This window comes from Klebsiella sp. GW_Kp182 (assembly GCF_040062275.1).
GTDB lineage: Bacteria > Pseudomonadota > Gammaproteobacteria > Enterobacterales > Enterobacteriaceae > Klebsiella > Klebsiella michiganensis.
The window spans coordinates 12,676-31,365 of record NZ_JBEAFQ010000042.1 but is presented as its reverse complement, the minus strand read 5'-3'; the positions used below and the strand labels follow the sequence as shown (position 1 = coordinate 31,365).

Genomic DNA, 18,690 nt, shown 5'->3' with positions numbered 1-18,690 from the left:
TTTATCCTCTATTAATTACCTGTCGTAATTTGTTTTTAGGATATATCTCAGCATTCTGCGAGTTAATTTCCTATGGTGGCATTGTTCGCGAGGTTAAATCTTTTTTTAATTCCTTTGTAAATGTATCTCTTTTTACCTAAAAAATGATTTGTTAGTATTTTTGTCGACCAGGGGATCTGGCTTTAATTAAATTATTAATATTAATTAATAGTCTAATTATTGAAACGGATTTTTCGGTGATGCGGAGGGCTGCAAATTGTTATGAGAGTATAACTCAGCAATTTTATAGCTCCTTACTCTTTAGGATAAAAATTTATAACGCAGGAATTTTCTATGAAACTGAATAAAGTTGCTATGGCTGTGGCATTAACTGCTGCTCTCGGCTCAATGTCTGCACTGGCTGATACCACTAATGGTCAGATTGAGCTTCAGGGTGAGCTGGTGAATACCGCGTGTGGTTTAGCGCCGTCGTCCAGCCCGGTAACCGTTGATTTTGGTCAGGTTCCAGTTTCCCTGCTGCAAGGCGGTGGTCAGGCAACTGAAACCAAAAACATCGAGCTGCAGTACTGCGATACCACCATCGCCAGCAGCGCCGTTGTTTCCTATACCCCGACTTCGGTTAACCCGAACGATCCTACTCTGGCTGCCTTTACTTCTGGTACCGCATCTGGTGCAGGTATCGGCCTGAAAGATAGCGCTAGCCAGACTGTGACCTGGGGCGCGCAGACCACGCCGGTCACCCTGGTCGATGGTACTAACACCATTCCTTTCGTGGCCTTCCTGAAAGCGGAAGCGGCAGCGAGCGGTTCAACCACTACCGTAACCGCGGGTGCATTCCAGTCAACGATCAATTTCACTATCGATTATCAATAATCGATTTTGAGTTATCGCTCGCGGGGAGGTTTCTCCCCGCGATATTGGATGGTGTACCCGATAATATGGAATTCTGAGTATGGTTAAGGATACAGAGAAAAAGAGACTGATGGCGCTATTCGTATCGGTATTACTCTTTTCCGGACATGCTTCGAGTACTAATTTTACGCCCGGACAGCTGGCGCTTTCGGGGGAGCTGGTTGCTGCCGCCTGCGATATTGATCCCAGCTCGCGGGAGCTATGGGTGGATTTCGGCAACATATCCGCTCGCGATATTAATATGGATCAAGAAGGCAAGCTCGTCCGGCCTTTTCTGGTGCGCTTAGTGGGCTGCGCATCTTACGGCAGCGAAAATCAATCAACGCCCGGTGCTTATGCCACGATTACTTTTACCGGCAATGCGTCATCGCAGGACCCGACCGTATTAATTCCGGATGGGGAAGGAAAGGGGTTTGGTATACAGATTCGCGATCGCCGTGGGGAACTTTTAACTTTTGGAGAACCCTCCTCGGGATATCTGCTAAGTGATGAGAATAATACGCTGAAATTCACCGCTTCGCTGGTTCCGGTTCAGCAACATATTAAGGCTGGGGATTTTTACGCCGTCACTCGTTTTTATATGGATTACAACTAGACGCAAGCCAGCTATTGCTGTTGTAGCTTGTTTACCGCGCACGATATTTTACTGAATGATTCGGGATGAATAGTCATGTCAGCAGAACTAAAAATAAAAATAATCCTCTCTCAGATGCTTTTTTTCTGCTGTGCTTCTATGGCTTGTGCCTCAACCGACGTGGAATTCAATACCGACGTACTGGATGCCGCCGATCGCGACAATATCGATTTAACCCGTTTTGCCACCGACAACTATGTCCCGCCGGGCGAGTACTTATTAGATATTAAAATAAATGGCCAGGCGGTCGGGCAGCAAAAGGTTCGCTATCTGGCTTCTAAGGACCAGAAGCATACCCAGGCCTGCATTAACGGCGAAATTCTTGCCAGATTGGCGTTGAAAGAAGAAGCGCAGAAAAAGGTCGCGCAGCCGTTTGCCGATTGCTATGACCTGCTGAGCCTTCCTGGGGCTAAGCTCAGCAACTACGCCGGGGTGCTGGACATCACCGTCCCGCAGGCGTGGATGAAATACAACGATCCGAACTGGACGCCGCCGGAGCGCTGGGACCAGGGCATCGGTGGGTTTTTGCTCGACTACAGTCTGACCGGGCAATATACCCGCCAGCTTGATATGCATGAAGATTACACCACCCTGAGCGGATACGGCCAGACCGGGTTTAACCTCGGCGGCTGGCGTTTGCGCGGCGAATATCAGACCAGCTATTACAGCGCGACGCATCAATTTGATTTCGACATGAATCAGATCTACGCCTACCGTCCGCTGCCGATGATGGCGGCAAAGCTGACGGCAGGGGAGATCTACCTTGATTCTCAGGTCTTCGACACCGTGCGCTTTACCGGGCTTAATCTCGCCAGCGATGAGCGTCAGCTGCCGCCAAACCTGCAGGGCTACGCGCCGGAAATTCGCGGCCTGGCCAAGACCAACGCCAAAGTGACGGTGAAGCAGAGCGGGCGCATTATTTATGAAACGACGGTTCCCGCCGGGCCGTTTAACATTCAGGATTTACGCAGCTCGGTGCGCGGTACGCTGGATGTTCAGGTGGAGGAGCAGGACGGTTCCATTTCGACGTTCCAGGTTAACACCGCCAACATTCCTTACCTTACGCGTCCCGGCTACGTGCGCTACAACGTGGCTGTCGGCGCGCCGTCCCGCTATAACCATAAAATTCAGGGACCAGGTTTCGCTTCCGGTGATTTCTCCTGGGGGATAACCAACGCCTGGTCGCTGTACGGTGGTTTACAAAGCGCAGGAGCGGAATATACCGCGGTCTCCGCCGGTATTGGTCGCGATCTCAGCGTACTGGGCGCACTCTCGCTGGACGCCACCGAATCCTACAGCCAGCAGTCAAACCAGAAGCGGCTTAAAGGCACCTCGTTTAAGCTGAGCTATGCGAAAACGTTCGACGAATATAACAGTTCAATTACCTTCGCCGGCTATCGCTTCTCTCAGGAAGATTTCCGCTCTTTCTCGCAATATCTCAACGAGCGTTACGAGGGTTACGACAGCCTTGGGCGTGAAAAAGAAGTCTATACCATCACCGGGAATAAAACGTTCTGGGCCGATGAGCCAGGCAAAGCGACTACCGTCTTTCTGACCTATACCCACCAGAATTACTGGAATCGAAGCAGCCAGGATCGCTACGGCATCTCGTTAGGGCGCTCGTTTAACGTCGGTAATATTCGCGGGATCACCACCAATATTTCGGCCTACCGTTCCGATTACGAAGGGCGTAAAGACGACTCTATTGCTTTCTCGCTTTCCATTCCCGTTGGCGATAGCAAATGGAGCGGTCTCGACGTACAGACCAATAACGGCAAAACCAGCCCGATGCTCTCGTACACCGACAGCAGCGACTACAACAACCTGTGGCGACTGCGTGCCGGGGCGAGCCAGAGCGGCTATGCCAACGTCGACGGCTACTATCAGCGCCGCTCGCAGTATGCCGAAATCAACAGCAACGCCAGCTATCAGCAGGATCACTACGTTTCCCTGAGCAGCACCCTGCGCGGCGGCTTTACCGCTACCCGGCACGGGGCGGCGATCCACAACAGCGGCGCGACGCTCAACACGGCGCGCGTGATGGTGAATACCAACGGTATCGGCGACGTTCCGCTCAATGACGGTAAATCAAGAACCAACAATTTCGGCATTGCCGTTATTCCGGACATCGTGAGCTACAACAGCTTTGATACCCGTGTTGATGTCGATGCGATGTCGGAATCCATCGAACCGGCAAAAGCCATCAGCACCGCCACGCTGACCGAAGGCGCCATTGGCTATCAGACCTTTGGCATGGCGAAGGGAGAAAAAATGATGGGGATTATTCGCCTGGCTGACGGTACCTATCCACCGTTCGGCGCGGAGGTTATCAACGGCGATGGCGTGAGCGTCTCCATGATTATGGAAGGTGGCCAGGGATGGCTGGCGGGGGTGAATCCTCAGGAGCTGCTAAGCGTAGTGTGGAGCGGGAAAAAGCAGTGCCAGATTGCCATCCCGCCGACCATTGTGCGTCGTTCGACAGCCGCGCTATTGCCGTGTAAATGACAGTGACAGTAATAAAAGGCCAAAAATGAGCATAACAAGCAACAAATTCTGCTGGATGGGCGTTGTGATGCTGACGGCGGTAAGCGGTACCGCTCAGGCAGGGGTTTCGCTGGATCGCACGCGTCTTATCATCACCGGTAAAGACAGCTCGGCGAGCGCGAATTTAACCAACACCAGCCCGGATATTCCTTTCCTCGCGCAATCGTGGGTTGAGGACAGCAAGGGCAACAAGATTACCTCTCCGCTGGTGGTGCTGCCGCCTTTACAGCGGATTAACGGCGGGCAAAAAGGGGTGGCTCGGGTCACCAAAACTGACGGTATTAACCAGCTGCCGCAGGATCGGGAAAGCCTGTTTTATTTAAGCGTGCGCGAAATCCCGCCCAAGCCGGATAAAGCGAATGTCCTGCAGTTAGCCATGCAGTCGCGGATTAAATTATTTTACCGCCCGACGGCCATTATTCCCAAAAGCAAAAGCGAGATTTGGCAGGACCAGGTCGTCTTTCAAAAGAGCGGCAATAAGATGACCGCGCAAAACCCGACGCCCTATTACATCACCATTATTAGCTTGTCCCGCGTTAAGGGTGAAAAAATCACTAAGTTTCCGGGGATTATGATTGCGCCGAAGTCGAGCATGGAATTCAGCGTAACCGACGGCAGCGTGCGAGATTTCGCCATGATGTATGTGAATGATTATGGCGGTCATCCGGAGCTGAAATATCGCTGTGAAGGAAATACCTGTAAAGCGCTGCCGCCATCGCAGCAAGGGTAATTAAAGAGGAACCTGATGATGAAAACGCGTCTATCGCTATTAGCACTGTTTGTATTCGGTATCAGTATGCCAGCGCTGGCCGACGCTGATATTCCGCTACAGCCACAGCACTATAACCGGGATCATCAGGGGGAAGATGGCGGTAACGTGATATTCAATGGCTCCGTTTATGCCTCGCCTTGCGTGCTGGCGCCGCAGAGCCGCCTGCAGATTATCGAGATGGGTGAAATCAGCGCCCGCCGTTTTCATCAGGCCGGCGACAGGAGCCAGCCGGTGCTGGTTCGCGTCGAACTCAGAGATTGCCTGAAAGGCGCCTCGCAGGCGCGCGACAGCATCGCCTCACGGACGACGGGCAACAGCAAGCATCTCTACACCACCGGCGAGCAGGCGGTTCAGCTCACTTTTATCGGCGAATCGGATGAACATAATCGCCAGCTGCTGCGCCTGACCGGCAGCACCTCAGGAGCCGGTATTCGCCTGCTGGATGTCAAAGAACGGGCGCTGGATATTAATCAAACGCAGCCGCCGTTTATTGTGAAAACCGGCGATAGCAGCCTGACGTTTATTGCCGTGCTGGAGTCAACCGGACGAAACGTGACCGCGGGCAACTTTAGCGGACTGCTACGTTTAAAAATGGAGTATCTCTGATGACGACGATGGTTATCGGGCGAAAATCTTGCGTCACGCTTTTACTCTGCGGCGGCTTATTATCCCTTGACGCCAGCGCGGCGATTGAAGGGGAAATCACGCCGGTCGGCGGACCTAAAATGTATAATATTGACGTGGTCAATCAGGATATTACCAATAACAGCATAGGGGCAACGATTCCTTATGAATTTTCATTGGGCGGGCAATATTCTGGTATAGCCAGCTGTACCATTTCCATGGAAAATCAGGCGATTTATTACTCTGCGACCGCCTCGCTGATGCAGCAGGGAAGCGCGCCGGGCTATTTAAAGCTCAATGATTATATGGATGTTAAAATTGAAATTTATATCCGTGGTCAGCGCATGGATTATTTTGCGGTACCTTTTTATAATGAATCGAATAACGCCTTTCAGAATAAATGCGTTCCGCCAACCACCCAATTTAATAACTTTGAGTCCGGCGCCAAGGGGCGGGTAACGTTTATGATTACTAAGCCTATTGTCAACGGCGTTAACCTGTTGGGTACAGAAATCGCCAAGCTTTACGGCCGCCTGGGGAACTATAGCTCAGGAATGGGCAGCACTCCAATGTCGATTGTCTCGATTAATTCCGGGGTCATTACCGTTCCGGATAAATGCATTGTCAACTCAGGTACACCGATCGTCGTTGATTTTGATACCATCCCCAGTTCGGGTTCGCTGCTAAATGGCAATAATTACAGCCGGCCCGTGCCGATTCAGGTGAAGTGCGAAGGGGGAAGTTTCGCGAACGGTAATTTAAATATTCGTCTGGGTATTCAGCAGGCCAATACCGCCAGTTTTAATAGCGATTATTTAGGGACCACCGGCGCCGTCGATCGATCCAATCTTGGCATTATTCTGAAAGATTCAGGCGGTAGTTTAGTGGCCGCGAATAGATTTTATGACGTGCCGGGTTTTAATAATAATCAGGGAACCTGGAATCTGACCGCCGCGCCGATTGCCAATGCCGGGACCAATGTTCTCGAAGGGGATTTCCAGGCATCGGCCACCGTGGTCGCTGAGTTTCAGTAAGGGGGCAGCATGCGTCAATTTATCGCATCTATGGTACTTCTGGGCTTACTGTCGGCGGCCGCGCCGGCGTACGCCAGCGGGGAACTGATCGGCGGCGACTTAACCTTCAAAGGCACCGTCGCGGCCCATGGCTGCAGTATCGTTCCTTCATCCAAAAATATCGCCGTGGATTTTGGCCAGATTTCAACCCGTACGCTCTATGCGGAGAGCAAATCACAGCCCAAAGCGTTTGTGATTGAGCTTAAGGATTGCAGTACCGATGTTTTTAATTCCGTTACCGTAACCTTTAGCGGGACGGAAAATGCCAATATGAGCGACCGTCTGGCGATTACGCCGGTAGCGCCAAATTCCGCCAGCGGTATTGGCATTGGTTTTGAAGAGAGTAACGGCACGGCGATTTCACTCAATACGCCAACAACCGCGGTCGCCATTTCCGATGCCACCATGCAGTTAAATTTTAAAGCTTTTGTTGAAGGGGAACCGGACGCCTTGAGTAACAAAACCTTGCAGACCGGTGCCTTCCAGGCAACAGCGTATTACACCCTTAATTACCAGTAGAATAGATCAAGGATGATGATAAATGAGCCGCCGTTTCTTTCTCTACGATAAAAATATCTTTTTCTCAGAAGGCGTACGTTCTTTGGTTGACGATCTTGCCGCGCATGACGGCGACTGCGCTTTCTCAAGGCTCGACCAGTTCTCTCAGCTGATTAATACGCTGCGTCTGCCGAAGCAGAAAGAGGAGCTGCGCTGGGTGCTCTGCGATGTCGACAGTTTGCCGGACGAACGCTTTAATGCGCTATACACCATTAAAGAGTACTACTGCCGGGAAAATCAGCAGCTGGTGATTTTATTAGGAGAAAATAATATTTCTCTGTTTTTTGCACTGCATTCGCTGCTCCCGGAGGCGAGCTGGTTATTAAAAAATGAATCGCTGGAGAATTTTTTCAAATTCATTGAAGGCGCTGATTCGATGGTGGCAAAGAAAATATTTTATAGCCGCTCGCTAATTAATTATACCCGACAGAAGTGGTTAGCCCGGGATTTTAATAACAGTATCTCCAGCGATGACTGGTGGTTAATGGAAGAAATATTCAAAGGGAAGTCATTGTCGCAAATTTCCTCTGAGCAAAAAATTGATGTTCGTCGACTGAGCCGCTGCAAACGGGGCCTGATGAAAAAGTTAAATGCTAAAAATAACGTAGAGCTGTTTAATATTTTCAAATGTATCGTCGCCACCCCCTGCGTATAACAGCGTACAAAGTCTAACATCGACAGAATTACTGGCAGAGAGCTAAGCCAGTAGGTAAGTGTAAGAAAAATACATTTCAATATAAATAGTTAAGGATCTAACAAATGCAAAAATTAAGTATGATTGAAGCGTCAACTATTATTGGCGGCTGCTGCAAAGAAACTTGCACAAGCTCTTACGAGACAGTGGTCGTTGGCGGTGTTTCTACCTGTAAACAAGTGACCACCTGTACGGATAAGCACGGTTCAACCGTTAGCATGAAAGATGCGCCGGACAGCATGTGCGTCGTGCCAAATAGCGCCCGTTATTAATCACTGATGTGATACATGGAGGGGGAACCCTCCATGTATTTCTCCGCTATTTTCACGAGCCTGGTATCAAATGAAGATAAAACCTATTACCGCCGTTGGCTATACGTTTCTGGTGGCGTTAATTTCGTCGCTAATTACCGTGCTGTGCTATCACATATTTGTGTTTAATACATTTTCACTGGATAGCAGTCAGCCTTCCGCCCTGCGGGAAATTGACAGCGCAACCGTTGCCAGTAGCCCAATAAAAAATGAGAAAAGCATTATTGAAGTGATGTCCTATGGCTGTCACTACTGCGCATCGAACGAGGAAGAGATCGAAAAATTCGCCGCCACGCTACCCGCGGATAGCACTTTTGAAGTTATCCATATTACTGGCGAGAATAACGGCCTGGCGGTCTTTGCGCCGGTTTTTGCGACCCTTGAAGTTATGGGTATTGAGCGCCAGACGCGCGACCAGGCATTTAACGCGGTAATGACCCGCGGGGTTAATTTAGCCGATGAGGAAACGCTTAATGGCTGGCTGAAAAAGAATAGTATTGATGTCGATAAATACCATCAGCTACGCCAAAGTCAGGCCGTGGCCGAACGTCTGGAATATATGGCGAAAATCACCGAGCTTTATGACATTAACGCGACGCCGCTGTTTATTGTGAATAAGAAATACGTAGTGGCGAAGGATCGTCAGTTTCCTGAATTTGCCGACTATTTGCGCCAGCTGTTAACCCAGGATAAGGAGTAAGCGTGGCGCGCTTTCTCATCGTCTGGAGCCTCTTCAGCGTAAGAAAATGGTCCGCGCAGCTGAGCTGGCGCTACCGGCCTCTTACCGGCTACGGCCAAAAAGCGGTGCGTAGAGTCATGCGTTTTACCCCGATGCCGCTGCTGCTGCTGGCGATTCGCGCGCTGTGTCGGCTGCGGCTGCTGGGCAGACAGTACCGTGGCCGCACTGCCGTGGCGACGCAAAACTACCGCTGCCTGACGGGCGTCGAGGGCCGAATCGATGCCGGATGGATAGCCATGCGCCGCCAGCTGCTGGAGATAGGGGCGACCTGGGGACAGCACCCGGCCACCCTGGCCCAGATGCAGGCATGCACGCGAGAGCTTGACGCCGTTGTCGCTCCCCTGGCGGCGCAAAAGACGCCGGTCGTCCTTGCGCCGCTGCACTGCGTTTCCGATATCTTAGCGGCGATGGTCGGAGCCGGCGTGACGCCGGGCAAAGCCAGCGTAGTGGTCTCTTCCAGCGCGGAAAGCTACACCGTCGCCAGCCGTAAAATGGGCGGCGTCGCGCTCTCTTATTGCTCAATCCACCAGGATAATACATCGCTGGCTAGCGAGCTTATGGCGTTAATGACTAATGTATCGGCAGGGCGGGAAAATATGATTATTTTCCCCGACATTCCTGCCGATTACACCGTGCAGACCCCGGAAGCGCAGTCCGGGAAAATAAGCTGCCGGCTATTTGGCCGCCCGGCGAAATTACATAGCGGAGTACAGCGATTTTCTCGCATCGTATCGGCGAAGGTGGTTTTTTATCACCTCTATTATCAGCACGGGATAAAAATAAAAATCTATTCCCCGCTGTCGCCAAAAGAGGTCGCGGCCAATCTGCCGCCGATTATTGAAAACACCCTGCGCGATTATCCGCAGGATTGGCTTTTGTGGCACAGCCATTCGCTCTATTTTATTAATCACTGATGCATCATCATGAAAAAGATTATTCCTGATATGGTTTTCCAGGAAGAGACCAATGAATGCGGCCTCTCCTGTATTGCGATGCTGGCGCAAACCCAGAATATTCCGTGCTCGCTGCCGGCTTTGCGGGAAATTTTCCCGGCATCCGATCATGGGACATCGTTGAGCGATTTATCCGTTATCCTGCAGCAGATCGGCATTGCCACCGCGCCGGTGTTGTTCGATCACTCAGAGCTTCATGCGCTGCCGTTCCCGTCCATTTTGCACTACGGCGCCAGCCACTATGTTCTGCTGGCCTGGCGAAAAGGGGATTACGTCTGCGTCATGAATCCGGCGATTGGCCAGCAGTGGCTGCCTTTCTCGGCATTAAAAAAAGAGATTAGCGGCTATGCGCTGATCCTGGAAGAGTCGCCCGGCGCAATTGCCGGCCCGGACCCGGTTATTGCCGGCGCGCAGCAGGAGATGCCGGGGGCGATGAACCTGAAGGAGACCGCGGCGGTACCGGGCATTTATAAGCTGATGCTCTTGACCTTCCTGGTGTCGCTCACCCTGTTTTTAATGCCGACGATGGTCAGCCGGGCGATCAACCAGGCCTTCTCTGACGTTCAGAATACGCAGTTTCCTTATTTATGGTTCATCCTCGCCTTTGTTGTATCCACGCTGCTGGCGCTGGGCGTCAGGGTGATTAGCGAGCGATTTATTCGCCGCTTTGTCCTGCTTAAGAGCGATATCGGTTTTTCCCGCCTGCTGAATAATCCGCTGCGTTTTTTTGAAAAACGCGCGCCGGGGGACGTTTTCAGCCGTTTTATCGCCTGGCAGGGGGGGATGCTGCAAAAAATCGAACTGGATAACGGGCTCCGCTCGGACTGGATCATCTGCGTTATCGCGATCGGCATTATGTTCTGGATCTCCCCGGTGCTGGCGCTGATTTCCGCCGTGGGTATTGTGGCGATGGGGCTGATTAGCGTCTGGGCCATTTTCCGCGACCGCTGGTATACGCAGCAGCTGCAGCTGAAAAGCGCGACGCTGAATGACTTTTTTATGGAAACGCTTCAGGGCGTGTTAACCATCAAAACCGCCGGGCTGGAAACGCAGCGTAAAGCGCAGTTTGCCCGTCTGTCTCATGACCTTTTCACCTGCCTCCAGCGGCAGAAAGTCTATCAGCAGGTCAAAGAGGGACTGTACCAGCTGACCGGTAGCCTTGAGATGGTGGTTTTCATGCTGGTGGTGCTGCCGCTGGTGCACGCAAAGCTTATCTCACTGGGCGACTTTTTTGCCTACAGCTTTTTACGACAGATTTTTACCTCCTACGTCACGCGGATATTTTATGCCGTGATCCGTAAATCACAGCTGCACGTGATCGATACCCGCGCTCAGGGCCTGTTCACTCGCCATGAGCCTGCTGCGCCCCAGTTTGCTCCGCTCAGCGGTGAAGCGGTTCCGCGGCTGACGTTCGAGCAGGTGAGCTTTCATTACAACCCGCAGCGTCCGGTACTCAATGCCGTTGATCTCATCCTGGAGCCCGGCGATCGGCTGGCGATCGTGGGTGATTCCGGCGCCGGAAAAAGCACCCTGCTGCGGCTGATGGCAGGGCTTTTTTCCGCGCAGCATGGGCGAATTTTGCTGAACAACGACGAGGTGAGCGCGCAGCAGCTGGCGTCGCAGGTATGGTTACAGAGTCAGGAAGACATCCTGTTCAACGCCTCGGTGCTGCAAAACATCACCCTGTTTGATCCGTGGTACAGCGACAGCGATCGCGGGCGAGTGGAGGCGCTGGTCGAAAAAATGGCGCTGGGGCCGGTGGTTCAGGCGCTGCCGGGAGGAATGGAGGCGCTGATCCGCGAGAGCCACTCGGCGCTCTCTTTGGGCCAGCGTCAGCGGCTGATGCTGGCGCGGGCGCTCTACAGCACCCGGCCCATACTGCTGTTCGACGAGCCGACCGCCAATCTTGATGATGAAACCGCGGAAACGGCGATCCTCGCGCTGTGCCAGCACTGCCGCGAACAGGGCAAGACGCTGATCGTCGTGACCCACAGCGAGCAGATCCTGCATCATTTCACGCGGGTTTATCGCCTGAAGGAAGGCAAGCTGCGCGATATCACACAGGGAGAGGTGGAGCAATGAGAAGAGCATTTTTACGCCGCCGTAAAACGTGGCTGTTTGCGCTGGTCGCTATGCTGGCCATTGTTGCCGCCGTTTACTATCAGCGCTCATTTCCGGCACAGACCGAGTCGATTGATACCGTTACGCTCGATCGCGGGGATATCGAAAAGGTCGTGCTGGCGAGCGGGATTATCAAACCTGCCGTCCAGGTGAGCGTCGGCGCGCAGGTCAGCGGCCAGCTGCGTAAGCTGTACGTGCGCCAGGGCGAGCGGGTGCGCAAAGGGCAGCTGTTAGCCGAAATCGACCCGACGCTGCAGCTTTCCGACTTACGCAACGCTACCGCGCAGCTGGCCAGCGCCAGAGCGCAAAAGCAGGCCTCTGAGGCCACGCTGGTGCAGTACCGCAAAGCGCTGGCGCGCGAGCAGGCCATGAGCCGCGACGGCTCCGGCGTGAGCAGCGACCTTGAACAGGCGCAGGCGCAGTATGCCGCGCAGGTTCAGCAGATAGCGGTGAATGAGGCGCAGATTGTGCAGGCGGAAATGAGCGTGCAGACCGCCAACGCCAACCTCGGCTATACCCGCATTCTCGCGCCTATGGATGGCGAAGTGCTGGGCATCGTGACCCGCGAAGGGCAAACCATCGTCTCCTCGCAAATTGCGCCCACGATTCTGGTGCTCGCCGATCTCGATAAAGTCCAGGTCCAAACCCGCATTTCCGAAGCCGATATCCAGAAAATCCATCCGGGACAGCCGCTATGGTTTTACGTCATTGCCGACCCGCAAACCCGTTATGAAGGGGAGCTTGGCTATGTCCAGCCCGCGCCGCAGGAGGCGCTGGAGGAACAAAACGCCGGCGCGTCTGCCGGTAACCAGCAGAGCAGCGCCATTTACTATAACGGCACCTTCGAGGTGGATAATCGCCAGCGATTGCTGAAAACCTCGATGACCGCCCAGGTGTTTATCCGCATCGCGCAGGTGAAAGATGCGCTGCGCGTGCCGGTTGCCGCGCTGGGGCGTTCGCTCGGGGATGAGCGCTACCTGGTCGTGGTGCAAAAGGAGAACGGCAGCGAGGAGCGCACCATCCGCATCGGGATTAACGACCGCCAGTATGCGCAGGTTCTTGAAGGATTACAGCCCGGTGAGCGGGTGGTGATCCCGCAGGATGCGGGGTCCGTCTGATGGCTGAGCCGTTAATCTTGCTGAACAACGTCACGCGTCATTTTGTTGCCGGGACGCAACTGATTCCGGTGCTGAAATCCATCTCTCTGACCATTATGCCCGGCGAGATGGTGGCGATTATGGGCGCTTCCGGCTCGGGTAAATCGACGCTGATGAATATTATCGGTTGTCTGGATAAACCCAGCAGCGGTGAAGTATATATCAACGGCATCGCCACCCATCAGGCCGACAGCGCGGCGCTGGCGGAGCTGCGCAGCCGCTGGCTGGGATTTATTTTTCAGCGCTATCACCTGATGCCTTATTTGACGGCGGAAGAGAATATTGCCATCCCTGCGCTCTATACCGCGATGCCCGCCGCTGAGCGCCAGGCGCGCATTGCGCTGCTGGCGGAAAAGCTGGGCATTGACGCGCGCCTGGCGCATAAACCCGCGCAGCTTTCCGGCGGCCAGCAGCAGCGGGTCAGCGTCTGTCGGGCGCTGATCAACGGCGCGCAGATTATTCTTGCCGATGAACCCACCGGGGCGCTGGATAGCGTCAGCGGCCGGGCGCTGATGGATGTTCTGCACCAGCTGAACGCTGACGGGCATACGGTGATTATCGTGACCCACGATCGCGAGGTAGCGCAGCAGGCCCAGAGGATCGTCGAGATCAGCGATGGGCAGGTGGTCGCCGATAGCACCCACGGCGCGCGTGATAATCGCGGCATTCCGCGGCTGCCCGCGGTACAGGATAACGGCCGGGCCTCGCTGTCGCGCAGTATCGGAGAGTCGGTACGGATGGCATGGCGGTCGCTGCTGGGGCATCGTATGCGCGCCTTTTTGTCGATGCTGGGGATTATCATCGGCATTTCGTCCGTGGTTTCCTCCATGGCGGTGGGGGAAGGCGCCCGGCAGAGCATCATGAACGAGATAGGCAAACTGGGTAATACCACGCTCGAAATCCGCCCCGGCACCGGCTGGGGCAGCAAGCGTCCGGATATGGAGCGGGCGCTGTCGCTGGATGATATCGCCAGCCTCGGCAAACAGTCGTGGGTGCTTGGGGTGTCGCCGATCGTCTCGAGCATGACGACCGCGGTGCGCCAGGGGTTTGATTCCTCGATTATTCTTTCCGGGGTTTCCGCCGATTATTTCTCACTGCAGGGCATTCGTTTCCTTCACGGCAACGGTTTTACCCACCGCGATGTCGACGATCGTGAACCGGTGCTGGTGCTGGATGAAACCAGCAAAGAGACGCTGTTTCCCGGTAATGAAGATCCGCTGGGTAAAATTGTGCAAATCGCCGGCGCGCCGTGGCGGGTGATCGGCATCGCCAGCAAGCCGGGACCGAAGGTGGTCAGCGGATTTATGTCGGCCTGGATCCCCTATACCTCTTTATTGCAGCGGATTTCCGGGGACAAACCGCTGGAGGCGCTCACGCTGCGCTTTCAGGAAACGCTGTCGCCGCAGGACGCGGCGCGGCGGGCGGAAAGGCATCTTATCCGTGAGCACGGCAAAAAAGATTTCTTTGTCCAGACCGACGAACAGCTCGCCAACGCGCTGCAAAAAACCTCTGACTCCATGTCGCTGCTGATCACCGCGATTGCCGCCATCTCGCTTCTGGTTGGCGGCGTTGGCGTCATGAACATCATGCTGGTTTCCGTTACCGAACGCACCCATGAGATTGGCATCCGGCTTTCGGTCGGCGCTCGCCCCAGCGACATCATGCATCAATTCTTAATTGAGGCGGTGATGATCTGCGCGCTCGGCGGGCTGACGGGGGTATTGGGCTCCTGGGTCGCCGGTAACCTGTTTGCCCTGCTGACGCAGGAGTTTTCCATGGTCTTCACCTGGCTGCCGGTAGCGATGGCCTGCGGTTTTTCCGCCCTGATTGGCCTGACGTTTGGCTATTTTCCAGCGCGCCGCGCGGCGCGACTGAACCCGACGGAGGCTCTGGCCCGCGAATGAGACCGCTGACTTTATTACCGTTAATTGTATTGCTGACGGGCTGCGGGAATTTAACCCGCAGCGATTATCAGCGCCCGCTGCTGTCGGTGCCGGAGAACTGGCAGCGGACGGAGGGAGACAGCATGGCGCGCTCGCAGGAGAAAGCGCAGCGCTGGTGGGACCGTTTCGGCGACGAACGTCTGTCGCGGGTGGTGGGGCAGGTGCTGGAAAGCAATAACGATCTCGCCGCTGCCGCCTTAACCCTTAAGCAGGCGCGTATTTCCGCTGGGCTCACCCGGACCAATATCAGCCCCGACGCGAGCCTCAACGGCTCCGGCAGTAACTCAAAACCGCTTAGCAGCGGCGGTTCGCAGGAGAGCTACAGCGCCTCACTGTCCCTGAGCTATGAGCTGGATCTGTGGGGCAAGCTGGCGCGGATCCGGGAGCAGAGCGAATGGGAGGCGATAGCCAGCGAGCAGGACTACCGGGCGACGATCCTGTCGACGATTGATACTACCGCGCAGCTGTACTGGAACATCGCTCTGCTGAACCAGCAAATGACGTATCAGGCGGCGAGTCTGGATATCGCCAGGCAGACGCTGGCGCAGATTGAGTCCTGGCAGCGAGCGGGTAAAGTGGGCCTGCTCGATGTGCTGCAGGCGCGGCAGACGGTCATCAGCCGGCAGAATCAGCTGCTGAGCCTGAAGCAGCAGCGGGCGATTTCCCGTAACGCGCTGGCGCTGCTGCTCAACAGACCGCCGGCTCAGCACACCGATGAGTCCTCCGCGCTGGATGTGCGTCAGCATATCGCTATTGCCAACGCCACGCCGCTGGCCGCGCTCGCCAGCCGTCCGGACCTGCAGGCGGCGGAATCCCGCCTGCGGGCGGCGCTGGCGGGCTCAGACGCCGCGCGGCTGAGCTTCTATCCCACGCTCTCGCTGCAGGGAACGCTGAGCGCCGGAAGCCAGCTCTTTCACCAGTGGTTTAACGACCCGCTGCGCACCGTGGGCAGCAGCGTTTCCGCGCCCTTTATCCAGTGGAACACGGTACAGCTCACCGTGGAGCAGGCCAGCGTGAAGGTACAGCAGGAGGCGGTGAACTTTCGCCGCACCGCCTATACCGCGCTGTCGGAGGTGGACAACGCGATGGAGAAGCGGCTTAACGCCGACGAGCAGCGCGATCGTCTGCTGCAAACGCTGCAGCTGGGCGAGCAGCGTCTGGCGCTCACCGGGAGCCGCTACCGCTCAGGGGCGGTGGATTATCAGACTCTGCTGAACGCCCAGGACGCGCTGCTTGATGTGCAGAACAGCCTGGCGCAGAACCAGTACGACTATCTTTATGCCACTTTGCAGCTTTGGCTGGCGCAGGGAGGCATTAACCCGCAACAGAGGACTTCCCAGAATGAGCCACAGTAACTCCCCTTATCGCGTGGTGATAACCGGCTATGGCGCGGTGACTCCCCTCGGCGATAGCGCCGCCGAAAGCTGGCAGGCCATCATGGATTATCGACGCGGCTACCGCTACGTGGATCTCTCCGCGAACGGTATTCACACGCATTTTATCGGTCAGGTGGAGAATGAACCCAGCCTCAAGGGAGTTCCCGCCGCGATTCGTCGGCGTCTGCCGCGTCACGCGCGCCTGGCGCTGGCCGCCGCGCGGGAAGCGGTGGCGATGGCCTTTGCGGGGGAAGCTCCCACGGCGTTTTATGACCCGCTAATGTGCGGCGCCATCATCGGCTCCGGCTGGGCAGGGCTGGATGAAAGCTATCTGGCGGTACCCGAGTTTGAGAAAACCGGCGTCTCCTCGCCCTTTAGCTGCTTTTTTTCCATGCCCAACGTGAGCACCGCCGCCTGTAGCCAGCTGTGGAATTTGCGCGGCTATCAAAATACCCCGGTCGCGGCCTGCGCCACCGGCACTATCGCTGTCGGCGAGGCCTATGATGCGATTCGCTTTGGCCGCGCCAGCATGCTGCTCGCCGGCGCCGGGGAATCGCTAAACAGCGTTTGCGCGATCTGGAATATCGATGTGCTCGGCGCGCTGAGCCGGGAAACGGAGTCGCCGGAGCGGGCCAGCTGTCCGTTCAGCCTGCAGCGCAGCGGGTTCGTGCTTTCGGAAGGCGGGGCGGTGCTGTGCCTGGAGGAGCGCGAGAGCGCCCTCGCGCGCGGGGCGACGATCCTGGCGGAGGTCACCGGCTATGCTAATTTCTCCGACGCGGTGGATTTTACCTCCCCGGCGGAGGACTGCGTAGCCCGCGAGCAGACCATCCGTTGGGCGCTGCGCTGCGCAGATCTCCAGCCTGCCGACCTCGATTACATCAACGCCCACGGCACCTCCACGCCGCTCAACGATCTCAACGAAACGCAGTCGCTGAAAAAGGCGCTGGGCGACGAGGCGTACCGCATCCCGATTTCCAGCACCAAAGCCTACTCCGGGCATCTGATTGCCGCCGCAGGGAGCTTCGAGACCATTGTTTGCCTGCAGGCGATGGCGGCGGGGATACTGCCTGCGACGGCCCATTTAACCCAGCCTGATCCGCAGTGCGATCTTGACTATATCGCTGAAGGGCACCGTCAGGGGGAGATACATCGGGCGCTGAATCTGAGCTTTGGTTTCGGCGGCGCGAACGCCGCGCTGGTGCTGGAGAAACACGCGTGACGCTGCTGCACTACACCCTTGCCGACGCGCGGCAGTGGGCGGCGTTTTCCGATGACGAAAACCCGATTCACTTCGACCTCGCGGCAGCGCGTGAGATGGGCGGGGGACAGCTGAGCGTCCACGGAATGCGCGCGCTGCTCGACGTGAAGCGCGATGCCCACTCCCGGCTGTACCGCCCTGAGCGTTATGTAAAATGCCAGGTTCGCCTGCGCAGGCCAATATGGTGCGATACCGACTGGCTGTTAACGCCCGGGGTAGCCAAAAATCGCCTTTTGTCCGCCACATCGGTCAGCAATCCGCACAATGGCGAACTCTGCCTCTCCTGCCAGATGAGCACGGCGGCCGAGCCGGAATCGCTGGTGGGTAAACAGCCCTGCACGATTGCGCCAAAGACGCTGCGCGAGCTGCAGTCGTACTTCCACGCCGCCTGGCCCGACCTGGCGCAGTGGCAGTTTCTTGACGCCTTGCTGTTCCGCCAGCTGATTGGCGATCCCGCGCTGCTGCGCCAGGAGAATATCGCCTCCCTGCTCGGGCCGGGAGAAACCTCGTTGCAGCAAATATTTACCCGCTATCCGGTGCTGCAAACCCACCAGGAGGTGGTGTTTGATGCTCGTCTCGCGGGCAAAGCGACGCCGATTTGTCCCGAATCTCTGTCGCTCTGGCTGCTGCCCTCGCTGGTGGTGGGCCAGGCCGAACAGGGGGCGCTGGTGCGCATTGCCGCGGCGGCGGAGCTGGATGACCTGATAATAACGAACGTGGTCACGCTAAAAGTTGGCCCCGTGCATAATTGATAATTAAGGATAATTTATGACTGCCTATGATGAAGTTCTGCAAAAAGTATGTGAAATGATTTGCGATGCGAAAGACCTGGAACCGGATGAGATTGATGAGAATACGCCGCTGGTTCGACTGAAACTGGATAGCCTGGACTACGTCGAGCTCATGGTGCTGGCAAAACGTGAATTCAATATCACCCTGGAGGCGGACTGGTTTATTCACAATCCGGGGATCACCCTGGGCGAACTGTGTCAGCACATCAGCAAAGAGTCAGGTAACTGAT

18 protein-coding genes are annotated in these 18,690 nt (G+C 55.6%); all 18 read left to right on the top strand.

Going from position 1 to position 18,690, the window contains the following annotated elements; translation table 11 throughout:
- The first annotated feature begins 333 nt into the window (after nt 1–333).
- Nucleotides 334–873 (top strand): fimbrial protein, encoded by a 540-nt coding sequence (locus ABLU88_RS18185; protein WP_004124241.1) that lies wholly within the window; start codon nt 334–336, stop codon nt 871–873.
- A 79-nt stretch (nt 874–952) separates the two neighbouring features.
- On the top strand, nt 953–1,507 hold the full coding sequence (locus ABLU88_RS18180) for a fimbrial protein (protein ID WP_348837486.1): 555 nt from the start codon (nt 953–955) through the stop codon (nt 1,505–1,507).
- Between the two features lie 75 nt (nt 1,508–1,582).
- Nucleotides 1,583–4,051: a fimbria/pilus outer membrane usher protein gene (locus ABLU88_RS18175; RefSeq protein ID WP_004853590.1), complete on the top strand. Its 2,469-nt coding sequence runs from the start codon at nt 1,583–1,585 to the stop codon at nt 4,049–4,051.
- Nucleotides 4,052–4,076: 25 nt separating this feature from the next.
- Entirely contained in the window at nt 4,077–4,820 is a 744-nt protein-coding gene (locus ABLU88_RS18170) for a molecular chaperone (RefSeq protein ID WP_348837483.1), read from the top strand.
- Nucleotides 4,821–4,838: 18 nt separating this feature from the next.
- Nucleotides 4,839–5,468: a fimbrial protein gene (locus ABLU88_RS18165; protein WP_348837529.1), complete on the top strand. Its 630-nt coding sequence runs from the start codon at nt 4,839–4,841 to the stop codon at nt 5,466–5,468.
- Nucleotides 5,468–6,520, top strand: a complete 1,053-nt coding sequence (locus tag ABLU88_RS18160) for a fimbrial protein (protein WP_348837480.1) — start codon at nt 5,468–5,470, stop codon at nt 6,518–6,520. Before ABLU88_RS18165 ends, ABLU88_RS18160 begins: the two co-directional genes overlap by 1 nt.
- Nucleotides 6,521–6,529: 9 nt before the next feature.
- Nucleotides 6,530–7,078 carry a fimbrial protein gene (locus ABLU88_RS18155; RefSeq protein ID WP_348837477.1) on the top strand — a complete coding sequence of 183 codons (549 nt, stop codon included), beginning with the start codon at nt 6,530–6,532 and terminating at the stop codon, nt 7,076–7,078.
- Nucleotides 7,079–7,100: 22 nt separating this feature from the next.
- Nucleotides 7,101–7,772 carry a transcriptional regulator gene (locus tag ABLU88_RS18150; protein WP_014226574.1) on the top strand — a complete coding sequence of 224 codons (672 nt, stop codon included), beginning with the start codon at nt 7,101–7,103 and terminating at the stop codon, nt 7,770–7,772.
- 104 nt (nt 7,773–7,876) lie between these two features.
- A complete protein-coding gene (locus ABLU88_RS18145; RefSeq protein ID WP_014226573.1) occupies nt 7,877–8,083 on the top strand; it encodes a DUF4762 family protein in 207 nt (68 codons plus the stop codon).
- A 70-nt stretch (nt 8,084–8,153) separates the two neighbouring features.
- Nucleotides 8,154–8,822, top strand: a complete 669-nt coding sequence (locus ABLU88_RS18140) for a DsbA family protein (RefSeq protein ID WP_128334998.1) — start codon at nt 8,154–8,156, stop codon at nt 8,820–8,822.
- 2 nt (nt 8,823–8,824) lie between these two features.
- The gene (locus tag ABLU88_RS18135; protein ID WP_348837474.1) at nt 8,825–9,775 is read left to right on the top strand and encodes an ABC transporter; all 951 of its coding nucleotides are present in this window, start codon (nt 8,825–8,827) and stop codon (nt 9,773–9,775) included.
- 9 nt (nt 9,776–9,784) lie between these two features.
- Nucleotides 9,785–11,896: an ATP-binding cassette domain-containing protein gene (locus ABLU88_RS18130; RefSeq protein WP_348837471.1), complete on the top strand. Its 2,112-nt coding sequence runs from the start codon at nt 9,785–9,787 to the stop codon at nt 11,894–11,896.
- Complete coding sequence (locus ABLU88_RS18125; protein WP_348837468.1) at nt 11,893–13,053, top strand: efflux RND transporter periplasmic adaptor subunit; 1,161 nt, start codon at nt 11,893–11,895, stop codon at nt 13,051–13,053. Before ABLU88_RS18130 ends, ABLU88_RS18125 begins: the two co-directional genes overlap by 4 nt.
- Nucleotides 13,053–14,996, top strand: coding sequence for an ABC transporter permease (locus ABLU88_RS18120; RefSeq protein WP_348837465.1), 1,944 nt, complete (start codon nt 13,053–13,055; stop codon nt 14,994–14,996). The genes ABLU88_RS18125 and ABLU88_RS18120 overlap by 1 nt, the downstream gene beginning before the upstream one ends.
- A complete protein-coding gene (locus tag ABLU88_RS18115) occupies nt 14,993–16,390 on the top strand; it encodes a TolC family protein (RefSeq protein ID WP_348837462.1) in 1,398 nt (465 codons plus the stop codon). Before ABLU88_RS18120 ends, ABLU88_RS18115 begins: the two co-directional genes overlap by 4 nt.
- A complete protein-coding gene (locus tag ABLU88_RS18110; protein ID WP_348837459.1) occupies nt 16,377–17,630 on the top strand; it encodes a beta-ketoacyl-[acyl-carrier-protein] synthase family protein in 1,254 nt (417 codons plus the stop codon). The genes ABLU88_RS18115 and ABLU88_RS18110 overlap by 14 nt, the downstream gene beginning before the upstream one ends.
- Nucleotides 17,627–18,421: an acyl dehydratase gene (locus ABLU88_RS18105; RefSeq protein ID WP_348837456.1), complete on the top strand. Its 795-nt coding sequence runs from the start codon at nt 17,627–17,629 to the stop codon at nt 18,419–18,421. Before ABLU88_RS18110 ends, ABLU88_RS18105 begins: the two co-directional genes overlap by 4 nt.
- Before the next feature lie 16 nt (nt 18,422–18,437).
- Nucleotides 18,438–18,689, top strand: coding sequence for an acyl carrier protein (locus tag ABLU88_RS18100; protein ID WP_004853570.1), 252 nt, complete (start codon nt 18,438–18,440; stop codon nt 18,687–18,689).
- The last annotated feature ends 1 nt before the right edge of the window (nt 18,690 follow it).